The sequence below is a fragment of the Acidocella sp. genome (assembly GCF_027352905.1).
GTDB lineage: Bacteria > Pseudomonadota > Alphaproteobacteria > Acetobacterales > Acetobacteraceae > Acidocella.
This window is the reverse complement of sequence record NZ_DAIEIF010000048.1, coordinates 26,405-46,057: the sequence shown is the minus strand read 5'-3', so window position 1 is coordinate 46,057 and position 19,653 is coordinate 26,405. Positions and strand designations below refer to the sequence as shown.

Here is a 19,653-nt window from a genome sequence, read left to right as displayed (position 1 = left end):
TTGCCCGCGCCGGAGAGGCCGGTGACCAGCACGATCTGCACCTTGGCGGACGAACCGTTCATGGCGCGAGGGCGCCCGCCACGGCGGCGACGCGCCCGCACGCCGCCTCCAGCGCCAGGGCCGCCCGCGCCGGGGCGGCGGGATGGGCGGCCTCCAGATGGATGAGCGGCAGGCCGAGATCCGGATGGCGGCAGGGCGAGGGCAGGCGCTCCGCCGGGGTTGCGCCCAGGGCGATGACGAGGCGCAACCGGGCGGGAGCGATATGGGCGAGGCGGAACAACCCGAGCCCGCGCACCTCCAGCAGCCCGGCCAGGGGAGCGGGTGGGCTGGCCTGGCCGTCCTCGATGATGACCTGGTCATCCGCGACCAGGGTGAAGCCGGCATGGATGAGGCGCAGCAGCAGATCCGATTTCCCGGCGCCGGAGGGGCCGAGGATCAATAAGGCATCACCGCCCGGCTGGCTTTGCCGGGCGGCGCAGGATGCGTGCCAATGCATGGTAAGACGATTGTGGCAAAATTCAGCCCCCGCGAAAAGGGATTGACAAGCGGCGCGGCCCCGGCACCATGCCGCCGCGCCCGCAAGCGGAGGGGATATGCGGCTCATTCTCGCCATTTTGCTGCCCTGGCTGCAATTTTTCACCATCGGGCGGCCCTTCGCCGGGCTGATCTGCCTGGTGTTGCAGCTCACGCTGATCGGCTGGCTGCCGGCGGCGATCTGGTCGGTCTACGCGCTGAGCCAGTACAAGACCGACCGGAAGATCAGCGCCGCGCTGGGCCAGCGCTGAGGCGCCTCATTCCCGCTCCGGCCCGTATCCGGGCGTTCCCATCATCGGGCCGTCCCGCACCTCGGCCAGGGTGGCGCGGTCGAAGCCGTTGAAGCCCGTGCGCAGGCAGGCGCCATAGGCGCCGAGCTGGCCGATCTCGATCCAGTCTCCCTCCGCCACGTCCGCCGGCAGGAAGAACGGGCCGCGCATCACGTCGAGCGAATCGCAGGTGGGGCCGAAGAAGCCAAAGGGCGCGTCCGGCGCGCCGGGGCGGGGCCGGGCCGGGATCAGCCTGGTGGGGAAGCGGAAGCGCAGCGCCCCCGCATCAGAGAGGGCGCCGTAGACGCCATCATTGATGTAGAGCATCTCACCCCGGCGCAGCTGCACCTGCACCACGACCGAGGCGCCGCCCCCGACCAAGGCGCGGCCCGGCTCGGCCCATAACCTGAGACCCGGCATCCGCAACGCCTCATAAGCGGTTGTGATCTCAGCCATGAAGGCGGAGAGGGGGGGCGGCTCCATATCCGGATAGGCGACGGGAAAGCCGCCGCCGATATCCAGCACCTCCACCGGCACGCCGGCGGCGCGGATGATCTCGCCCGCCATGGCGATGGCCTCGCCCCAGGCGGCGGGGGCCAGGCATTGCGAGCCGACATGGAAGGCGAGGCCGAGCCGGGCCGCGACGGGCCGCGCCGCGCGCAGGAGGGCGGCCGCCATCTCCGGCTCGGCGCCGAATTTTTGCGAAAGATTGATGGCGGCACCGGTCTCCGGCAGGGCGAAGCGGACGAACAGGCCGGGCCGCTCCGCCGTGACGGAGGGGGCGGCCGCCGCCTGACCGGTTTCCTCCAGGATTTTATGAAGCTCGGCCTCGGAATCGAGGATGAAGTCGCGCACGTTATGCTTGGTCCACGCCTCGCGGATGGCGAAGCGGGCTTTCACCGGATGCATGAAATGAATGATGGCGGCGGGAAAGAGCCGCCGGACGAGTTCAACCTCGGCGATGGAGGCGCAATCGAAATGCCGGATGCCGCCCGCCCAGACCGCGCGCAACACGGCGGGTTCCGGGTTGCATTTGACGGCATAGAGCACATCGCCCGGGAAACCGGCGGCGAAGGCGCGAGCGGCGGCGGTGATCGCCAGGGGGCGTATGCAATGCAGCGGCTCCTCCGGCCGGAGAGAGGCGACAAGGCTCTCCACGCTGGGAAGATCATGGCTGGGAAGCCCGGATTCATTGCCACGCAAGGTGACAAGAGGGTGCGGCGCCTGCACGCCGGTCGGCGTTTTGATTACGTTCAACGATCTCATCCCCTTGATCTCGGGACGGATGATCCGCCCCCGGACGATCGGGCGATGATACCATGTTTTCAGTCCGCGTCAGGCATCCTTCCCCGGAATTTCATATTCGTCATGCCCCGCCCGGATATGTCTCGATGATGGACCAAATCCTTCCCGGAAGGTCAGGCCACGCTCTGATTGGCGAGGGGCAGGGCGTGGGGCGGCGCGGGCAGGGATGGTTTGTCCTGGCGGTGGTCGATGACCATATAGCCGCGCCCCCAATTGGTTTCGATGAAATCATTGACGCCAAGCTGCTGGAGCTTCTTGCGGATCTTGCAGATGAACACGTCGATGATCTTGGGGTTGGGCTCGTCCAGCCCGCCATAGAGATGATCGAGGATCGCTTCCTTGCTGAGAACCACGCCCTTGCGCAGCGCCAGGATCTCGGCGATCTGATATTCCTTTTTGGTGAGCGTGACCGGCTTGCCGTTGGCGAAGATTTTTTTCGCGTTCATGTTGATCTCGACCCGACCGATGCGCAGGGCGTTGTCTTGAAAGCCGCGGGACCGACGGATGAGGTTCTGTATCTTCATGAAGATTTCCTCATGGGAGAGCGCGTCGACGATGAGATCATCCGCGCCGCTTTGCAGAACGCGCAGCCGCGCCGCCTCGCTCATCATCTGGGCGATGGCGATGATGGGCACCGCGACCCGGGCCAGGCGGAGCTTGCGAATGAGATCGAGGTCTCCCATCCGGGTCTCCGACACACGCAGCAGGATCGCGTCGTAATCATAGAATTTAACTAGATCGAGGACCTCGGCCGGGTCGTTGGTTTCATCGACGATGGCCATGCGCGAGCGTAGAAAGGCCGTAAGGTAATCTTTTTTAATGGCACCAGTATCAAAAGATAGAATTTTCATGATGTCCTCCGTGGTGTTGAGGCATGAAATACAACCGGCGATAGCATAATGTCAATATTTTTTGTTTAATGCACGCAATGCGTGTTATTTTTAAGAAACGCGAAGCGAAAAGATTAACAACTATATTCGAGATGGGTGAACGAAGTTTTCCGCGGAGCGCGAATTTAACCCGCCGCCGCGAAGGACGCGGCGGGGCGCTTAAAAAATATTAAATTATATCAGCGAAGTATGGCGTCGGCGAGGGCGTTCCAGCTCGCCTCGTCCGGGGCGAGCAACAACCCGCCATCGGTAGCGGAAGGGTGATATTCCCCGCCATCGAATTGCCGGGCGTAACCGCCCGCCTCGCGATGCAGGAGCACGCCCGCCGCGTGATCCCAGGGCAAAAGCTTGCGGAACATCTGGGCGTGGCAATATCCCGCCGCCAGCATGCGGTATTGATGCGCGGCGCAGCGATAATCGGTAACGGCGGCCAGCCGGTCCAGCCGGTGCAGAATATGCCCGCGCAACGGCTCGGGCATATAACGCCAGGACATTGAGCCCACCATCTGATTCACCGGCACGGGCGCGGCGACGCGCAGGCGGCGGCGGGCGCCATCCGCCGCGACGAGCCACGCCCCCCCGCCCCGCAGCGCCAGCGCGCAATCATCCCCGAACGGGTCGTAGATGAAGCCCGCCAATATCTCATCCGCCTCGACCAGCGCCGCCATCACGCCGAAGAGCGGCAATTCGGCGGTGAAATTGGCGGTGCCGTCTATGGGGTCCAGCACCCATACCCGGCCAGGGGCGCGCAGCCGGCCGAGACTGGCGGCGCCATCCGCCACCGCCTCCTCCCCGATCACGTCATCCGCCGGAAAAAGCCGGTTGAGCCCGGCCCGCAGCGCCCGCTCCGCCGCCTCGTCCGCCACCGTCACCGGGTCGAGCGGCCCCGCCTTGGTGCGCACATCCTCCGGGCGCAGTTTTTTGAAGCGGGTGAGAATTTCCGTGCGGGCGACATGACGCAGCAACTCCATGACGGCTCGCGCATCGTCGGCGTTCATCGGGCGGCGAACCTTGCTCTGTCCTCCGGGGAGAGCCGCACCCGCAGGCGGACGTGACGCTCGTCATCCTCGCGGCCCAGCACCTCGCCATGGTTGTAGACCCAGGCGATGCCCGCGCCGTCCGTCACCGGCAATTCGAGATCGCAGACCTCCCGGAAGGCGGCGAGGCGGGAATCGATGGCGGCGAGCAGCCGGGGCAGGCCTTCCCCGGTGAGGGCCGAGACGGCGACGCCCTCGCCCTGCACCACCTGCGCCACGCCGCCGGCCAGATCCGCCTTGTTCAGCACGTCCAATGTGCGCCGGGGCCAGTCCTCGTCCAGCGTGCCCTCCTGGGCCATGCGGTCGAGCACGGCGCGCACGTCGCGGGCCTGCGCCTCGGTATCCGGGTGAGAAATATCGCGCACATGCAGCAGGAGGTCGGCCTCCGCCACCTCCTCCAGCGTGGCGCGGAAGGCGGCGACGAGTTCCGTCGGCAGATCCGAAATGAAGCCCACCGTGTCGGAGAGGATGATCTCCCGCCCCGAGGGCAGAACGAGGCCGCGCATGGTGGGATCGAGCGTGGCGAAAAGCTGATTCTCGGCGGTGACGGCCGCGCCGGTGAGGGCGTTGAACAAGGTGGATTTGCCGGCATTGGTGTAGCCGACCAGCGCCACCACCGGATAGGGCACCCGCCGCCGCGCGCCCCGGTGCAGGCCGCGCGTGCGCCGCACATCCTCAAGCTCCGCCTTCAGCCTGACGATGCGCTCGCCGATCAGCCGCCGGTCGGTCTCGATCTGGGTTTCGCCCGGGCCGCCGAGAAAGCCGAACCCGCCGCGCTGGCGCTCGAGATGGGTCCAGGAGCGGACGAGGCGCGAGCGCTGATATTCGAGATGGGCCAGCTCCACCTGCAACGCGCCCTCCCGCGTGCGGGCGCGCTCGCCGAAAATATCGAGGATCAGCCCGGTGCGGTCGATCACCTTGGTGTCCCAGGCCCGTTCCAGATTGCGCTGCTGCACGGGGGTGAGGGTGGCATCCACCACCGCCACATCCACCCCGGCCTGGCGCAGCGCGGCGCCCGCCGCCTCCACCTGGCCCTTGCCGAACAAGGTGGCGGGCGCGATGGCCCGCAGCGGGAAGGTCTTCTCGTAAACGACCACCAGCCCGATCGACGCGGCGAGACCCACGGCCTCGGCCAGCCGCGCCTCGGCGGTGCGGTTATGACCGCCGGCATGGGCCGCCTGCCTGTCCCAAGGCAGCAGGATCGCCGCGCGCGCGGGCGGCGGCGCCGTGTCCCTCACCGTGTCATCCGCGTCTCATTCCGGCTCATGCTGCGGCTCGGCGCGGCTGAGTTTCAATGTGCTGGGTCCGGCCTCGCCCGCCGCCGGGGCGGCGGTGGCGGCGCCCTCGGCCCGCGAGGCGTCGAAGAGCATGATCGGCGCGCCCGGCATCACCGTGCTGATGGCGTGCTTGTAGACGAGCTGGGTATGACCGTCACGGCGGAGCAGGACGGAGAAATTATCGAACCAGGTGATGACGCCCTGCAGCTTCACGCCATTGACGAGAAACACCGTCACCGGCGTTTTGCTCTTACGGACATGATTGAGAAAGACATCCTGCACATTTTGCGATTTTTCGTTGGCCAAAGCCCGATCCTTTGTTTTTTGTCGCCCGCTTTGCCGGACGAGTGATTGAGATGGTCGTAAAATTCCAAGTTCAGGCGGCTGCGGCGCGCCCCGCCCATGCCTGGAATATAATGGATTTGTGCGGCGCGGCAACCAACCGGCAACGGGCACCCGCCGCATGGGAGCGTTGTCGCAGCGCATGCCCATGATTCAACTCAGATGATCAGTGCTTTAACGGGCGGCGGTTTTTTTGACGGGCGGGGCGGGGGGCTTGCGGGCGGGCGCTTTCTTTTTTCCCGCCGGTTTGGCCTTTGCCGGTTTGGCCTTCGCCGCCGGCTTCGCCGCCTTGGGCGCGGCGGCGGGTTTGGGGGCGGGCGCCGCCTTCGCCCCCTTCCTGCCGCGCGGCGCCAGGGTCTTGCCCTTCTCGGCCAGCAGCGCCACCGCCTCCTCCAGGCTCACACTCTCCATCTCCGTGCCCTTGGGCAGGTTGGCGACGGTTTTGCCCCATTGCACATAGGGGCCGAAGCGGCCCTTGCGCACCGAGATTTCCGCCCCGTCCTTGGGGTGCGGCCCCAGGATTTTCACCGAATCCTGCTTGCGGGCGATCAGCTCCATCGCCCGGTTGAGGCCGAGATGCAGCACGTCGTCATCACGGTCCAGCGAGGCGTAGAGCGAGCCGAGTTTCACATAGGGGCCGAAGCGGCCGATATTGGCCTCGATCTTCTGCCCCGTTTCCGGATGCAGCCCGACCAGGCGGGGCAAGGAGAGCAGGCCGAGCGCCTCCTCCAGCGTCAGGCTCGCCCCGTCCATCCCCCGCGCCAGCGAGGCGCGCCTGGGCTTGGCTTTCTTGTCGCCGGGGTCGGGCTCGCCCTGCTGGACATAAAGCCCGTAAGGGCCGCGCCGCAGGGTGATCTCCTCCCCCGTTTCCGGATGGGTGCCAAGCACACGCACGCCGTCTTTGAGGGTGTCGTCCCCCTCCTCGCCAGTCTCGACCGCCAGCTTGCGCGTGTACTGGCAGGCCGGGTAATTCGAGCAGCCGATGAAGCTGCCATAGCGCCCCAGCTTCAGCCCCAGCCGGCCCGTGCCGCAGGCCGGACAGGCGCGCGGGTCCGAGCCGTCCTCCCGGGGGGGGAAGAAATGCGGACCGAGATCGGCGTCCAGCGCGTCGATCACGTCCGAGATCTTGAGATCCTTGGTCTGGGCGATGGCGGCGGAAAAATCCTCCCAGAAGGCGCGCAGCACCTCGCGCCAATCGGCGCTGCCCTCGGCGATCCGGTCCAGTTCCTCCTCCAGATTGGCGGTGAAGCCGGTGTCCACATAACGGGCGAAGAAGCTGACCAGGAAGGCGGTGACCAGCCGGCCCCGGTCCTCCGGCACGAAGCGGCGGTTTTCCAGCCGGACATAATTGCGCTCGCGCAGCACCGAGAGGATGGAGGCGTAGGTGGAGGGGCGGCCGATGCCCAGCTCCTCCATCTTCTTGACCAGCGAGGCCTCGGAATAGCGGGGCGGCGGTTGGGTGAAATGCTGGGTGGCGGTGACCTCGCGGGTATGGGCCGGGTCGCCCTTGGCCAGAGGCGGCAGGATGCGGCTGTCCTCGTCCTGCTCGGCGGGGTCGTCCTGATCCTCGCGATAGAGGCGCAGGAACCCGTCGAAGGCCAGGACCGAGCCGGTGGCCCGCAGGGTCTGGCCCTTGCCGTCGGTGAGTTCCACCACCGTCTGGTCCAGCTCCGCCGGGGCCATCTGGCAGGCCAGGGCGCGCTTGTAGATCAGCTCGTAAAGCCGGGCCTGGTCCGGGGAGAGGCGGCGCGCCACCGCCTCCGGCTTGAGCCCGGTATCGGTGGGGCGGATGGCCTCATGGGCCTCCTGGGCGTTCTTCGCCTTGCTTTGGTAGACGCGCGGCGCCACGGGGAGATAGGCCTCGCCGAACTCGGCGGCGATTTGCTTGCGCATGGCGCTCACCGCCTCCTGCGCCAGCTGGACGCCATCCGTCCGCATATAGGTGATGAGCCCCACCGTCTCGCCGCCGATCTCCACCCCCTCGTAGAGCTGCTGGGCGAGGCGCATCGTGTGCTGGGAGGAGAAGCCGAGCTTGCGGCTCGCCTCCTGCTGCAGGGTGGAGGTGATGAAGGGCGGCGGCGGCGAGCGGCGGACGCGTTTTTTCTCCACCGAGGCGACGCTGAATTGCCCGGCCTCGACCGCGGCCTTGGCGGCGGCGGCCGCCGTTGCGTCCGCCAGATCGAACTGGTCGAGCTTTTTGCCCTGGTAATGGGTGAGGCGGGCGGGGTAGGGGGCGCCGGTGGAGGAGAGCAGCGCCGCCTCCACCGTCCAGTATTCGCGCGGCTTGAAAACCTCGATCTCCGCCTCGCGCTCGCAGATGAGCCGCAGGGCGACGGATTGCACCCGCCCGGCGGATCGGGAGCCGGGCAGCTTGCGCCACAGCACCGGGGAGAGGGTGAAGCCGACCAGGTAATCCAGCGCCCGGCGGGCGAGATAGGCCTCGATCAGCGGCGTATCGAGGTCGCGCGGGTGGGCCATGGCGGCCTTGACCGCGCTCTTGGTGATCTCGTTGAAGGTGACGCGCTTGACGTGCACGCCCTTGAGCGCGTTGCGCTCCAGCAGCGCCGCCTGGACATGCCAGGAAATCGCCTCGCCTTCGCGGTCCGGGTCGGTGGCGAGGTAGAGCGTCTTGGCTCCTTTCAGCGCCTTGGCGATCTCGCCGAGCTGGCGGGCGCCGCGCTCATCGGCCTGCCAGTCCATGGCGAAATCCTCATCCGGGCGCACCGAGCCGTCCCGGGGGGGCAGGTCGCGGACATGGCCGAAACTGGCCAGAACCTTATAGGAATCCCCCAGATATTTATTGATCGTCTTGGCCTTCGCGGGGGATTCGACGACGACGATATCAGTCAACGAGCCGTTCCATTCTCTCAAACATCCGCCCGGCGCCGGTCGGATTTACCCATCCGCGGGGCGGACCACCTTGTCTCCGGGCAGGCATTCCGCGCGTCCCGCCAGTTCCAGTTCCAGAATGACGGTCCGCACCGCCGTCAGCGAGAGTTGGCAGCGCCGGGCGATCTCGTCAACCAGGACGGGTTCCACCCCCAGCAAAGACGGGATCTCGCCCCGCCCGCGCTCCAGCTCATCCGGACCGGGGGCGTCATCCTCCCAGAGCGGCGGCGGCTCGGCGAAGCCGGTGAGGGCGGCGCGGCGCAAGGCGGGGTGGGCGGGCAGGTTGGCGAGCACGTCCTCCGCGGTTTCGGTGAGATGGGCACCCTGGCGGAGCAGGTCGTTCCCTCCGCGCGAGCGCGGGTCGCGCGGGGAGCCGGGAACGGCGAAGATTTCCCGCCCGGCCTCGGCGGCGAGGCGGGCGGTGAGCAGCGAGCCGGAGCGGGGGGCGGCCTCGATGACCACCAGCCCGAGGCTGAGCCCGGCGATGACGCGGTTGCGTTTGGGGAAATGCCGCCCGAGCGGCTCGGTGCCGAGCGGCGCCTCGGTGACCACCGCGCCAGTCTCGGCGATGCGGCGCTGGAGCCCGGCATTCTCGGCCGGGTAGGGCACGTCCAGCCCCCCGGCGATGACGGCGACGGTGCGCCCGCCCCGCAGCGCGCCCTCATGCGCGGCGGTATCTATGCCGCGCGCCAGGCCGGAGACGATGGTGAGATGGGGGGCGAGCTCGGCGGCGAGCTGGGCGGCGAGGGCGAGGCCGTTGGCCGAGGCGTTGCGCGCCCCGGCGATGGCGATGGCGGGCGCGGCCAGCAGGGCCGCGTCTCCCAGCACGGCGAGGACGGGCGGGGCATTGGCAAGCTCCGCGAGCAGGGGCGGGTAGCCGGGCTCGTCCAGGAACAGGAACCGCCCGCCCAGCCGGCGCACCGCCTCCCATTCCCGCCGCGCCTCCTCCGGGGACGGAACGCGGGGCGGGTGCGCCCGCCCGCCCGCCGCCGCCAAAGCGGGCAGGGCGGCCAGCGCCTCCTCAGGCCCCGCGAAACGGGCCAGCAGCCGCCGGTAGGTGAGGGGGCCGACGCCCTCCGAGCGCGCCAGCCGCAACAGGCTGAGCGGATCAGCCATTGCCGTTGAGGATGGCGAGAAGCTGGGGCAGTTTTTCGGCGGGGATGGGCCAGGCCCCGGCGGGGCTGGCATTCTCGTAAAAACTGGCGATCAGCCCGCAGGCGCCGGGCTGGCTGGCGAGGGCGGCCTCCGTCTGGCCCGGCTGGTTGCCGGTGAGCAGCGCGCCGATCTCGTCGAATTGCGGCGCGGTGACGTTGTGAAAGCCGGGCGCCGCCTGGCCGGCGCCAAGGGTGATCCAGACCGGGTTATAGGCGGCGGGGCAGCCGGCGGGAGTGAAGATATGGATGCGGTTGGCCTGGAAATGGCTGAGCGCCAGGGCCGGGCCGGCCAACAGGAAAAAGGCGAGGGGGAGACAGCGCCTCATGCCGGGGATTTCCGGCCGATGCGCGGCTCCTGCCCGGTGGCGAGGCGGCCAATATTGGCGGCGTGCCGCCAATAGACCATCAGCGCGATGAACAGCGCGACGCCGAGCCCGGCCTCGCCGTCGAAATACCACGCCGCGAAGGGGGCGGCCGCATAGGCGGCCAGCGCCGCCAGCGAGGAATAGCGGAACAGCAGCGCCGCCAGCAGCCAGACGGCGCAGCAGATGACCCCCACCGGCCAGGCGATGCCGAAGAACACGCCGAAGCCGGTGGCGACCCCCTTGCCGCCCTTGAAGCCGAGCCAGAACGGGAAGAGATGCCCGAGAAAGGCGCAGATGCCCGCCAGGGCGACGCCGTGATGGCCGAGATGCCGGACCAACAGCACGGTGACCGTGCCCTTGAGCGCGTCCAGCAGCAGAGTGGCCGCCGCCAGTTTTTTGCTGCCCGTGCGCAGCACGTTGGTGGCGCCGATATTGCCGGAGCCGATGGCCCGGATGTCCCCGAGCCCCGCCAGCCGGGTGAGCAGCAGCCCATAGGGCACGCTGCCCATGAGATACCCGAATGACGCCACGGTGAGATAATACGCGATCATGCCCCGAACACCCTCCGCCCCGCCTTCCAGGTGCCGAGCACCACGCCCTCCAGGGCGCGGCCGTCAAACGGCGTGTTCTGCGCCTTGCCCGGCAGCTTCCCGGCCTGAACCTGCCAGGATTTTTCCGGATGGAACAGGCAGAGATCCGCCGGGCGGCCGCGGGCCAGCGCCCCGGCCTCGATGCCGAGCCAGGCGGCGGGGCGCAGGGTGAGCAGCGCGAGAGCCTGGGGCAGGGTCAGATCCCCGTTCTGCACCCGCGCCAGGGTGACGGCGAGCAGGGTGGCGAGGCCGGCCCCGCCGGGCGCGGCATCGGCGAAGGGCAGGCGCTTGTCATCCGCGTCGCGTGGCTGATGGTCGGAGGCGATGGCGTCCACCGTGCCATCGCGCAGGGCCGCGACCACGGCCTGGCGGTCGGCCTCGCCGCGCAAGGGGGGCGAGAGCTTGGCGTAGGTGCGGTAATCGCCGATGGCCGTCTCGGTGAGATCGAAATAGGGCGGGGCGGTGTCGCAGGTGATGTTGAGGCCCTGTTCCTTGGCGGCGCGGATGAGGTCCAGCGCCTCGCCGGTGGAGACATGGGCGAAATGCACCGCGCCCCCGGTGAGCGCGGCGAGGCGGATGTCCCGGGCGACGCCGATCGCCTCGGCGGCGGCGGGGATGCCGGGCAGGCCCATCCAGGTGGCGCGCGCCCCGGCGGTGGCGGCGCCGCTCTGGGCGAGGCCGGCATCCTCGGGATGCTGGACGATGCGCGCGCCGAACCCGGCGGCATAGGCGAGGGCGAGGCGCATGATGCGCGAGGAGGCGATCTGCCGCGCGCCATCGGTGAAGGCGACGGCCCCGGCCGCCTGCAACAGCCCGTATTCCGCCAGCTCCCGCCCCGCCAGCCCGCGCGTGGCGGCGGCATAGGGGAGGAGGGTGAGGCTGCCGGTTTCCTCCCCCCGGGCGCGGATGAAGCGCACCAAGGCGGGGTCGTCGATCACCGGCTGCGTCTCCGGCAGCACCGCCAGGGTGGTGATGCCGCCCGCGGCGGCGGCCTCGGCGGCGGCGGCGATGGTCTCGCGATATTCATATCCCGGCTCGCCGATGGCGGCGCGCAGATCGACCAGGCCGGGGCAGAGCACCGCGCCCTCCGCCTCGATGATCTCCACCCCTTCCGGCGCGCCGAGGGAGGGGCCGTGATCGGCGATGCGGCCGTTCAGGACCAGCAGCTCACCTTCATGCATATGTTGAGCTGACTCGTCCAAATATTTGATTTTACGAAATAAAATATTCAATAATTGCTCCGCGCGCAGGTTTCCAGCACCGCCATGCGGACGGCCACACCCATCTCCACCTGCTCCTTGATGCGTGAGCGCTGGGGGTCGTCCGCGACCTCGCTGGCAATCTCCACGCCCCGGTTCATCGGCCCGGGATGCATGATGAGGGCGTCCGGCTTGGCATGGGCCAGCTTCGCGCGGTCCAGCCCGTAAAAGGCGAAGAACTCGCGCGAGGAGGGGACGGGGCCGCCGGACATGCGCTCTTTTTGCAGGCGCAGCATCATGACGATATCCGCGCCTTGCAGCCCCGCCGCCATGTCGTGGAAAATCTCGACCCCGCCGACGCCGATGCCGCCCGGCATGAGGGTGGGGGGGCCGACGAGGCGGACGAAATTATTCATCATCGTCAGCAAGAGGATGTTGGAGCGGGCGACGCGGGAATGGGCGATGTCGCCGCAAATGGCGATGGTGAGGCCGGAGAGGCGGCCCTTGTTGCGGCGGATGGTGAGCGCGTCCAGCAGCGCCTGGGTGGGGTGCTCATGCGTGCCGTCCCCGGCATTGATGACGGAGGCGCCGACCTTCTGGGCGAGCAGGGCGGGGGCGCCGGAGCTGTTATGCCGCACGACCAGGAGGTCGCAATTCATGGCGTTGAGCGTGGCGGCGGTGTCCAGCAGGGTCTCGCCCTTGGAGACGGAGCTGGTGGCGACGGCCATGTTGACCACATCCGCGCCGAGGCGGCGGCCCGCCAGCTCGAAGCTGGTGCGGGTGCGGGTGGAATCCTCGAAGAACAGGTTGATGAGGGTGCGCCCGCGCAGCAGGTCGCGCTGGGTTTTGCCGGAACGGTTGAGAAGGGCGTAGCTTTCCGCGAGATCCAGCAGATTGGTGACGGCGACCGGGTTGAGCCCTTCGATCCCCAGCAGGTGTTTCAGCGGCGCCATGGCCGCCAGCCTTAACCCATAATCCGGCGCCGCGGGAGATGAGAGCGGTTGATTTTTTATCCGCCTTCATAACATGATACATTGTAAAATAAGGGGGCTTCATGAAAAAAATCATCATATTCAGCATGCTGGCCGGGCTGGGGGGCTGCGCCTCCGCCCCGCAGACGCCGCCCGCCACGCCGGTGTTTTTCCAGCCCTGGTCGGCCGCGCTCGACCAGCCGGCGCTGACCACCATCGCCACGGTGGCGAAGGCGGCCAACGCCCAGCCGGATGCGCCGGTGGAGGTGACCGGCGCGGCGGATAGCGTGGGAGATACCCAGGCGAATGAGCAGCTCGCCCAGGCGCGGGCGCAGGCGGTGGCCAACCAGCTGGTGGCGGATGGGGTGGCGCGCGAACGGCTGCGGGTCGATACCGTGGGCGAGATCAAGCCGAAGCTGGTGGCGCCCGGGACGCCGGTCCAGGCCGACCGGCGGGTGCTGATCCGGATCGGCGGCTAAAAATCCGAGGTTAAGCCAAGGGGCGGGCGCGATACCGCCCTTTATTTCCCACCGACAAAAATCGCAGAATCTATATTATGGAAAGTAATGGGTTTCGCACAGGCGGTCATCGCTTTCTGACGGGGGCATCTCGCCATTCGATAGTTTTTTGTTTAGTACCCATCGCACGGAGCGTAGCTCAGCCTGGTAGAGCGCCAGCTTTGGGAGCTGGATGCCGGAGGTTCGAATCCTCTCGCTCCGACGGTATTTTGCATACGTCATCGCGATCCGGGCGCCCGGCCAGTCAGGAGAGAAAACCATGCGGGCTCATATCTTTCTGCCTCCCAAATCCGCCATGCAATCCGGCCTGGCGGGAACGCGGCGCTGGGTGCTGCAATATGAGCCGGAGCGGCCCAAACTGCGCGACCAGCTGATGGGCTGGACCGGCTCCGACGATATGCGCCAGCAGATCAAGCTGACCTTCGCCACCAAGGAGGCGGCGATCGCCTATGCCGAGGCGCATGGCATTCCCTACGACCTTGAGCTGCCGGCGGCGCATCTGCGCAAGCCGAAATCCTATGCCGATAATTTCCGCCCGGACCGCAAGGAAAACTGGACCCATTGAGCGGCCCCCCCTCCCCGCCCGACTCCATCGTCACTGCGGGCGGCGTGCGTTTTGGCAACGCCCTGCCGCTGGCGGTCATCGCCGGGCCATGCCAGATCGAAAGCGCCCAGCATGCCCTGGAATGCGCGGCGGCGCTGAAGGAGATCAGCGCGCGGCTCGGCATCGGCCTCGTTTTCAAATCATCCTTCGACAAGGCGAACCGCACCAGCCTCACCGGCGCGCGCGGCGTGGGGCTGGACGCCGCCTTGGCGATCTTCGCCGAGATCAAGGCCCGCTACGGCCTGCCGCTGCTCACGGACGTGCATGAGCGCGGGCAATGCGATCCCCTGGCGGGGGTGGTGGATATTTTACAGATCCCCGCCTTTCTCTGCCGCCAGACCGATCTGCTGACCGCCGCGGCGCGGACCGGCGCGGTGGTGAACGTGAAGAAGGGCCAGTTTCTCGCCCCCTGGGATATGGGCAACGTGGTGGCCAAGCTCACCGGTTCCGGCAATTCCCGGGTGTTGCTCACCGAGCGCGGCACCAGCTTCGGCTATAACACGCTGGTCTCGGATTTCCGTGGCCTGCCGGTGATGGCCGCCACCGGCGCCCCGGTGATTTTCGACGCCACCCATTCCGTGCAACAGCCGGGCGGCCAAGGCGCTTCCTCCGGCGGGCAGCGGGAATTCGTGCCGGTGCTGGCCCGCGCCGCGGTGGCGGTGGGGGTGGCCGGGTTGTTCATCGAGACACATCCGGACCCGGATCACGCGCCCTCGGATGGGCCGAACATGATCGCGCTCAAGGATTTCGAGCCGCTGCTGCGCCGGCTGATGCGCTTCGACCGGCTGGCCAAGGAGGCGGCGGCATGAGCGGGGCGGCGGCCATCCAGGCGGACGGGCGGGCGCGGGAGCGGGCGCGAATCACCGCCACCATCGACACCGAGATGAACGGCCTCGCCGCCATGCGCGCCGCCTTGGCCGAGGGGCTGGCGGAGGCGTTTCTCGCCGCCGCCGACGCCATCGAGCAAAGCGGCGGCGCGGTCATCGTCACCGGCATGGGTAAATCCGGCCATATCGGCCGCAAGATCGCCGCGACGCTGGCCAGCACCGGCACGCGCGCCCATTTTGTCCATCCCGCCGAGGCGAGCCACGGCGATCTCGGCATGATCGCGCCGCGCGACGTGGTGCTCGCCCTCTCCTGGTCGGGGGAGGCGCCGGAACTCGCCAATCTCATCACCTATACAAGGCGTTTCGGCAACCGGCTCATCGCCCTCACCTCCCGGCCCGGCTCCGCTTTGGGCAAGGCGGCGGATATCGGCTTGTATCTTCCCGCCGCCGAGGAAGCCTGCCCCAACGGCCTTGCCCCCACCACCAGCACCACCATGCAGCTTGTGGCGGGGGATGTGCTGGCCATGGTCCTGCTGGAGCGGCGCGGTTTTTCCGCCAAGGATTTTCGCCGCTACCATCCCGGCGGCCGGCTGGGGGCGCAGCTGCTCAGCGTCGGCCAGCTGATGCATAAAGGCGAGGAGGTGCCGCTGGTGCGCGAGGGCATGGCGCTCTCGGACGGGATCGTCGAGATGACCTCCAAGCGCTTCGGCATCGCCGCCGTGGTGGATGAGGCGGGGGCGCTGGTTGGCGTGCTGACCGATGGCGATCTGCGCCGCGCCTTCCAGGGCGGGTTCCGGGATATGAAGGTGGATGAGGCGATGGGCCGCCGCCAACCGCCCCAGACGATCACCGCCGACGCCCTCGCCGCCGAGGCGCTGGCCCGGATGAGCGATGCCAGCATCACCTGCATGTTCGTGGTGGAGGCGGGGCGCCCGGTGGGGGTGCTGCATATCCACGATCTGCTCCGCGCCGGGGTGGCTTAGAGCATTTGAATCCAAACATTCTCACGCCGCCGCCAGCCGCGGCGCGTGGCGTTTGGCCAGCACGTAATAAACCGGGCTGACCACGGCGAGGCCGACGATCCAGGAGAGGTCGATGCCGCCCAGCATGCGCGCGATGGGGCCGGTATAGAGCGCGGTATCCACGAAGGGCAGTTGAATGACGATGCCGAACAGATAGCAGCCGATCGCCAGCCTGTTATAGCGCCCATAAACGCCCCCGGCGGCGGTGAAAAACGACTCCACCTCGTAATTGCCATGGCGCACGAGGTAGTAATCGACCAGATTGATCGCGGTCCAGGGCACCAGGACATAGAGCAGCAGCAGAATGAAATTGGTGTAGGTTTCGAGGAAATTGCCGGCCGCGAACAAGGCGATCCCCAGGCCGATGAGGGTGATGACGATGGCGGTGACGATGCGCGCCGCCGGGCCCGCCCGCCATTGCGGGGCAAAGGTGTGGAGAAGCGTGATGGTGGAGAGCACGCCGCAATAGAGATTCATGGCGTTGGTCCCGGCGATGCCGACCGAAAAGACCAGCACGATGGGGATGGCGGCCGCGCCGGTATAGGCGGTCAGCCCCGTCACCGGATCGCCATTCGCCGCCACGAGGCCGAGCAGGGCGCCCAGGATCATCGGCAGGATGGAGCCGAGCGAACAGCCGAGATAGGACGCCCAGAAAGCCGGAACGGCGCCGGTGTCGTGCGGCATATAGCGCGTGTAGTCGGAGACATAAGGGGCGTAGGCGATCTGCCAGAGCGCGCCGACGGAAATCATCGAGCAAAAGCCGGCTATGGTGAAGCCGTTCATCCGCAGCACGCCCGCGGGCAGACCATGAACGAAGATCATCCATATGAACGTGAGCGCCAGCGCCGCGCCCGAGGCGAAGGTGAGGAAGCGGGTATAGGCATGAATCAGGTCATGCCCGAAAATGGTGGCGACGACGCTGATGGCGGCGATGAGGATAATGAACAGCTTCTCGTCAACGCCGGGGATGATGCTGTGCAGGGATTGGCCGCCGAGCACGATGTTGGAGGCGAGAAAGCCCACATACATGATGATGACGATGCCAACCACCAGCACCGCGCCCATCGAGCCGAACTGCCCGCGCGTCTGCACCATTTGCGGCACGCCGAGCCGGGGCCCCTGCGCGGCGTGGAGCGCCATGAAAATGGCGCCGACGAAATTGCCGATGGCGATGGCGAGAAGCGAGGCCAGGAAATCCAGCTTGAAGACGGTGGTGGCCAGGGCGCCGGTCACGATGGTGAGCATCATGATGTTGGAGCCGAACCAGATGGTGAACAGATCGCGGAACGTGCCGTGGCGCTCGTCATGGGGAATTTGATAAATGGTGTGCTGCTCGACAGCGGCTGGGCGCTCGGTGGCCATGGAAGTCTCCTTTCTGGGTTCAACCCGCCAACAGGGTGGCGGGATCGTAGGGTAAGAGCTCGGCAACCTCCCGTTTGAACGGCGGGCGGCCGGGATCGGCCGGGGTGCCCAATTCCTCGGCATAGCGGCGCCCGGCGAACACCGCCGCCGACCAGCGCCCGTCGCGCGGCATCAGCGGAAAACTTCTCTTGCATTATTGACTCCGATACCTAGCCTAATTTTCATCCGTGTTGCATTGAATTTATTGAAGCAGGACGCAGGCTCAGCCATGGTTCCGCCCAAAGAAAAGGCAGATGTGCCCTCCCCCTGCCCTCCGTGAGCCACAGGGTGGCCATGGCGTGCCGCTTTGCTAAACTCCGGCCATGTCCCCCACCATCGCCACCTTGGCCGCGCTCGCCGCCTTTCCCACGGTCAGCTCTGAGAGCAACGAGGCGCTGATCCGTTACGCGGCGCGGAGGATCACGGAAGCGGGCGGGCGCATTCATCTTCTCGCCGGGGCGCAGCCGGGAAAATTCAACATGCTGGCGAGCCTCGGTCCCAGCACGGGGGCGGGGATCGTTCTCTCCGGCCATAGCGATGTCGTGCCGGTCACCGGCCAGGACTGGCATAGCGATCCCTTCACCCTCACCGAGAGGCAGGGGCGGCTTTACGCGCGCGGCGCCTCCGACATGAAGGGATTTCTGGCCGCCATGCTCACCGCCGCGGAGCGGTGCGACCCGGCGAAACTCGCGCGGCCGCTGCATCTGGCCTTCTCCTATGATGAAGAGATCGGCTGCGTCGGCGTGCGCGACCTGCTGGACCGGTTGCGGGCGGAGCGTTTTCAGGCGCAGGGATGCATCATCGGTGAGCCGACGGAAATGCGCGTGTTCACCGGGCATAAGGGAAAGGTCGCGGGTTGCGTGTGCTGCCGGGGCTGGGCCGCGCATTCGGCCAACCCGGCGCTTGGCTGCAACGCCATCATGCTGGCGGGCGCCATGCTGGAGGAGATGCGCGCCCTCCAGGCGGATCTGGCAAGGGGGAAACGGGACGACGCCTTTGCGTTTCCGTTCACCAGCCTGCAACCCGGCCTCATCAAGGGCGGCGTCGCCCTCAATATTGTCCCGGATGCCTGTGACATCGCCTTCGAGATCCGCCATCTGCCCGGCGATGACCCGCAGGCGATCGTCGCCCGGCTGCGGGAGGCGGGCGAGCGCCTGGCCGCCGCCAGCCCTGGCGGCGCGGTAGAGATACGCGTCACCAACGCCTATCCGGGCGTGGAAACGCCACCCGGCGCGGCGGTCACACGGATCGCCCTGGCGGCGGCGGGCACGCAGAAAACCGGCAAGGCCGGCTTCGGCACCGAGGCCGGGCTATTCACGCAAACCCTGGGCCTGCCGGCGGTGATTTGCGGCCCCGGCAGTATCGACCGCGCCCATAAGGCGGATGAAGATGTCACCCCGGAGGAACTCGCCGCCTGCGACGCGTTTCTCGACCGGGTGATCGCCACGCTCCATTAACGAATCCCCGGCAGGGCCTGGCCCAGCAGAACCTCGCGGCAGAGTTCGATGAACGCCTCGGCGGTCGGCGTGCGCCGCAGCCCGCGAAACAAAGCGATGCCATAGTTCAGCGGGCGCAGCGTGTCCTCCAGCGCCAGATAGGTGAGCTTGCGGCCGTCCAGCGTGGAAAGGTTGCGCGGCCGCGCATTGGCCAGGCTGTACCCCTCCCCTCGCCCCACCAGCCCGCGTATCACCTCGATATAAGCGTAGCGGGCGGTGATATTGGGATTTACCCCGGCCTGGCGGAACAGAGACAGGAAGTAATCCCGGCTCATCGGCAGATCGAGCAACAAAAAATCATCCTCCGCGAGCTCGCGCAGCGTCACCGCGCGGCGGCGGGCGAAGCGGTGCTTGGCGCCGACGAAGGCATAGGGCGGCACGGGCGCCAGCGGCAGGAATTCGATATCGGGCGAAATGGCGAGATCATAGGTGAGCAGCAGGGAAATCCGCCCGGTGCGCAGATGCTCGAACAGCTCCGCCTGGCTGCCGGCGATGGCGAAGACGCGCGCGGCCTCATGGCGCTTGCGGAACCGGGAGATGAGCTCGGGCACCACCAGCGGAAACAATGTCGAAAGACAGCCGATTTCGAGCGGCCCGGCAACGCGCGTGGAAATGAGCAGGGCGGCGTTCTCCACCTCCTCGGCCTGGAGCAGCAACGCCCGGGCCTCGCGCAAAAAACGCTGCCCCTCGGCGGTGAGGGACAGCCCCTGGGCGTGGTGGCGGATGAAAAGCTGGATGCCATACGCCTCCTCCAGCGCCGTGATCGCCGAGGAGATGGAAGGCTGCGAGATGTTCACCCGCTCCGAGGCCAGGGTGATGCTGCCGGTTTCCGCCGTGGCGACGAAATAGGCGATCTGTTTGAGGGTGAAGCGCATGGTTAGGTCTTTTCGATGCGGAACTTCGTATGAATATAATTTACAAAACCGGGCGGCTGGCAACATGATGCGCGCGAACGGAGACGCA

General features: G+C 67.4%; 21 protein-coding genes and 1 tRNA gene. 7 read left to right on the top strand and 15 right to left on the bottom strand.

What is annotated here, in order from left to right; translation table 11 throughout:
• Positions 1-58 precede the first annotated feature (58 nt).
• A complete protein-coding gene (locus M7H45_RS08910; RefSeq protein ID WP_298216187.1) occupies positions 59-496 on the bottom strand; it encodes an HPr kinase/phosphorylase in 438 nt (145 codons plus the stop codon).
• Positions 497-593: 97 nt separating this feature from the next.
• Between M7H45_RS08910 and M7H45_RS08905 the strand changes: the two genes are divergently transcribed.
• A complete protein-coding gene (locus M7H45_RS08905) occupies positions 594-785 on the top strand; it encodes a YqaE/Pmp3 family membrane protein (protein WP_298216186.1) in 192 nt (63 codons plus the stop codon).
• Positions 786-791: 6 nt separating this feature from the next.
• Here M7H45_RS08905 and M7H45_RS08900 read toward each other — a convergent pair whose 3' ends face one another.
• The 11 genes from M7H45_RS08900 to M7H45_RS08850 form a co-directional block, all read right to left on the bottom strand.
• Positions 792-2,060 carry a type III PLP-dependent enzyme gene (locus M7H45_RS08900; protein ID WP_298216183.1) on the bottom strand — a complete coding sequence of 423 codons (1,269 nt, stop codon included), beginning with the start codon at positions 2,058-2,060 and terminating at the stop codon, positions 792-794.
• Positions 2,061-2,221: 161 nt separating this feature from the next.
• Positions 2,222-2,959 carry a response regulator transcription factor gene (locus M7H45_RS08895; protein ID WP_298216181.1) on the bottom strand — a complete coding sequence of 246 codons (738 nt, stop codon included), beginning with the start codon at positions 2,957-2,959 and terminating at the stop codon, positions 2,222-2,224.
• Between the two features lie 218 nt (positions 2,960-3,177).
• The gene (locus M7H45_RS08890) at positions 3,178-3,996 is read right to left on the bottom strand and encodes an inositol monophosphatase family protein (protein WP_298216179.1); all 819 of its coding nucleotides are present in this window, start codon (positions 3,994-3,996) and stop codon (positions 3,178-3,180) included.
• A complete protein-coding gene (gene hflX, locus M7H45_RS08885; RefSeq protein WP_298216177.1) occupies positions 3,993-5,273 on the bottom strand; it encodes a GTPase HflX in 1,281 nt (426 codons plus the stop codon). The genes M7H45_RS08890 and hflX overlap by 4 nt, the downstream gene beginning before the upstream one ends.
• A 15-nt stretch (positions 5,274-5,288) precedes the next feature.
• Positions 5,289-5,618: an RNA chaperone Hfq gene (hfq, locus tag M7H45_RS08880; protein WP_298216175.1), complete on the bottom strand. Its 330-nt coding sequence runs from the start codon at positions 5,616-5,618 to the stop codon at positions 5,289-5,291.
• A 210-nt stretch (positions 5,619-5,828) separates the two neighbouring features.
• Complete coding sequence (gene topA / locus M7H45_RS08875) at positions 5,829-8,504, bottom strand: type I DNA topoisomerase (RefSeq protein WP_298216173.1); 2,676 nt, start codon at positions 8,502-8,504, stop codon at positions 5,829-5,831.
• A 45-nt stretch (positions 8,505-8,549) separates the two neighbouring features.
• The gene (dprA, locus tag M7H45_RS08870; protein WP_298216171.1) at positions 8,550-9,659 is read right to left on the bottom strand and encodes a DNA-processing protein DprA; all 1,110 of its coding nucleotides are present in this window, start codon (positions 9,657-9,659) and stop codon (positions 8,550-8,552) included.
• On the bottom strand, positions 9,652-10,023 hold the full coding sequence (locus M7H45_RS08865) for a hypothetical protein (RefSeq protein WP_298216169.1): 372 nt from the start codon (positions 10,021-10,023) through the stop codon (positions 9,652-9,654). Before M7H45_RS08865 ends, dprA begins: the two co-directional genes overlap by 8 nt.
• Positions 10,020-10,613 (bottom strand): glycerol-3-phosphate 1-O-acyltransferase PlsY, encoded by a 594-nt coding sequence (gene plsY / locus M7H45_RS08860; protein WP_298216167.1) that lies wholly within the window; start codon positions 10,611-10,613, stop codon positions 10,020-10,022. Before plsY ends, M7H45_RS08865 begins: the two co-directional genes overlap by 4 nt.
• Positions 10,610-11,833, bottom strand: coding sequence for a dihydroorotase family protein (locus M7H45_RS08855; protein WP_298216165.1), 1,224 nt, complete (start codon positions 11,831-11,833; stop codon positions 10,610-10,612). The genes plsY and M7H45_RS08855 overlap by 4 nt, the downstream gene beginning before the upstream one ends.
• A gap of 47 nt (positions 11,834-11,880) precedes the next feature.
• Positions 11,881-12,804, bottom strand: a complete 924-nt coding sequence (locus tag M7H45_RS08850; RefSeq protein WP_298216163.1) for an aspartate carbamoyltransferase catalytic subunit — start codon at positions 12,802-12,804, stop codon at positions 11,881-11,883.
• Positions 12,805-12,905: 101 nt separating this feature from the next.
• On the opposite strand from M7H45_RS08850, the gene M7H45_RS08845 reads away from it, so the two are divergent.
• The 5 genes from M7H45_RS08845 to M7H45_RS08825 all read left to right on the top strand — a co-directional run bounded on the left by M7H45_RS08845 (position 12,906) and on the right by M7H45_RS08825 (position 15,754).
• Positions 12,906-13,301 carry an OmpA family protein gene (locus M7H45_RS08845; RefSeq protein ID WP_298216161.1) on the top strand — a complete coding sequence of 132 codons (396 nt, stop codon included), beginning with the start codon at positions 12,906-12,908 and terminating at the stop codon, positions 13,299-13,301.
• A gap of 167 nt (positions 13,302-13,468) precedes the next feature.
• Positions 13,469-13,542, top strand: a tRNA-Pro gene (locus M7H45_RS08840).
• 57 nt (positions 13,543-13,599) lie between these two features.
• A complete protein-coding gene (locus M7H45_RS08835; protein ID WP_298216160.1) occupies positions 13,600-13,905 on the top strand; it encodes an ETC complex I subunit in 306 nt (101 codons plus the stop codon).
• 26 nt (positions 13,906-13,931) lie between these two features.
• Positions 13,932-14,753, top strand: coding sequence for a 3-deoxy-8-phosphooctulonate synthase (gene kdsA, locus M7H45_RS08830; RefSeq protein WP_298216190.1), 822 nt, complete (start codon positions 13,932-13,934; stop codon positions 14,751-14,753).
• Positions 14,750-15,754, top strand: a complete 1,005-nt coding sequence (locus M7H45_RS08825) for an SIS domain-containing protein (RefSeq protein WP_298216158.1) — start codon at positions 14,750-14,752, stop codon at positions 15,752-15,754. Before kdsA ends, M7H45_RS08825 begins: the two co-directional genes overlap by 4 nt.
• Before the next feature lie 21 nt (positions 15,755-15,775).
• Here M7H45_RS08825 and M7H45_RS08820 read toward each other — a convergent pair whose 3' ends face one another.
• Positions 15,776-17,155 carry a cytosine permease gene (locus M7H45_RS08820; RefSeq protein ID WP_298216156.1) on the bottom strand — a complete coding sequence of 460 codons (1,380 nt, stop codon included), beginning with the start codon at positions 17,153-17,155 and terminating at the stop codon, positions 15,776-15,778.
• A 19-nt stretch (positions 17,156-17,174) separates the two neighbouring features.
• The gene (locus M7H45_RS08815) at positions 17,175-17,327 is read right to left on the bottom strand and encodes a hypothetical protein (protein WP_298216154.1); all 153 of its coding nucleotides are present in this window, start codon (positions 17,325-17,327) and stop codon (positions 17,175-17,177) included.
• A gap of 190 nt (positions 17,328-17,517) precedes the next feature.
• On the opposite strand from M7H45_RS08815, the gene argE reads away from it, so the two are divergent.
• A complete protein-coding gene (gene argE, locus M7H45_RS08810) occupies positions 17,518-18,651 on the top strand; it encodes an acetylornithine deacetylase (protein WP_298216152.1) in 1,134 nt (377 codons plus the stop codon).
• On the opposite strand, the gene M7H45_RS08805 is transcribed toward argE, so the two are convergent.
• Complete coding sequence (locus M7H45_RS08805) at positions 18,648-19,565, bottom strand: LysR family transcriptional regulator (protein ID WP_298216151.1); 918 nt, start codon at positions 19,563-19,565, stop codon at positions 18,648-18,650. The two genes, argE and M7H45_RS08805, sit on opposite strands and share 4 nt — an antisense overlap.
• Positions 19,566-19,653 lie beyond the last annotated feature (88 nt).

Bases quoted from the DNA above. Each gene is read 5' to 3' on its own strand.
- M7H45_RS08910 (WP_298216187.1), bottom strand. From the start codon at position 496: ATGCATTGGCACGCATCCTGCGCCGCCCGGCAAAGCCAGCCGGGCGGT.
- M7H45_RS08905 (WP_298216186.1), top strand. From the start codon at position 594: ATGCGGCTCATTCTCGCCATTTTGCTGCCCTGGCTGCAATTTTTCACC.
- M7H45_RS08895 (WP_298216181.1), bottom strand. From the start codon at position 2,959: ATGAAAATTCTATCTTTTGATACTGGTGCCATTAAAAAAGATTACCTT.
- M7H45_RS08890 (WP_298216179.1), bottom strand. From the start codon at position 3,996: ATGAACGCCGACGATGCGCGAGCCGTCATGGAGTTGCTGCGTCATGTC.
- dprA (WP_298216171.1), bottom strand. From the start codon at position 9,659: ATGGCTGATCCGCTCAGCCTGTTGCGGCTGGCGCGCTCGGAGGGCGTC.
- M7H45_RS08865 (WP_298216169.1), bottom strand. From the start codon at position 10,023: ATGAGGCGCTGTCTCCCCCTCGCCTTTTTCCTGTTGGCCGGCCCGGCC.
- plsY (WP_298216167.1), bottom strand. From the start codon at position 10,613: ATGATCGCGTATTATCTCACCGTGGCGTCATTCGGGTATCTCATGGGC.
- M7H45_RS08855 (WP_298216165.1), bottom strand. From the start codon at position 11,833: ATGCATGAAGGTGAGCTGCTGGTCCTGAACGGCCGCATCGCCGATCAC.
- M7H45_RS08850 (WP_298216163.1), bottom strand. From the start codon at position 12,804: ATGGCGCCGCTGAAACACCTGCTGGGGATCGAAGGGCTCAACCCGGTC.
- M7H45_RS08845 (WP_298216161.1), top strand. From the start codon at position 12,906: ATGAAAAAAATCATCATATTCAGCATGCTGGCCGGGCTGGGGGGCTGC.
- M7H45_RS08835 (WP_298216160.1), top strand. From the start codon at position 13,600: ATGCGGGCTCATATCTTTCTGCCTCCCAAATCCGCCATGCAATCCGGC.
- M7H45_RS08825 (WP_298216158.1), top strand. From the start codon at position 14,750: ATGAGCGGGGCGGCGGCCATCCAGGCGGACGGGCGGGCGCGGGAGCGG.
- M7H45_RS08820 (WP_298216156.1), bottom strand. From the start codon at position 17,155: ATGGCCACCGAGCGCCCAGCCGCTGTCGAGCAGCACACCATTTATCAA.
- M7H45_RS08815 (WP_298216154.1), bottom strand. From the start codon at position 17,327: ATGCCGCGCGACGGGCGCTGGTCGGCGGCGGTGTTCGCCGGGCGCCGC.
- argE (WP_298216152.1), top strand. From the start codon at position 17,518: ATGTCCCCCACCATCGCCACCTTGGCCGCGCTCGCCGCCTTTCCCACG.
- M7H45_RS08805 (WP_298216151.1), bottom strand. From the start codon at position 19,565: ATGCGCTTCACCCTCAAACAGATCGCCTATTTCGTCGCCACGGCGGAA.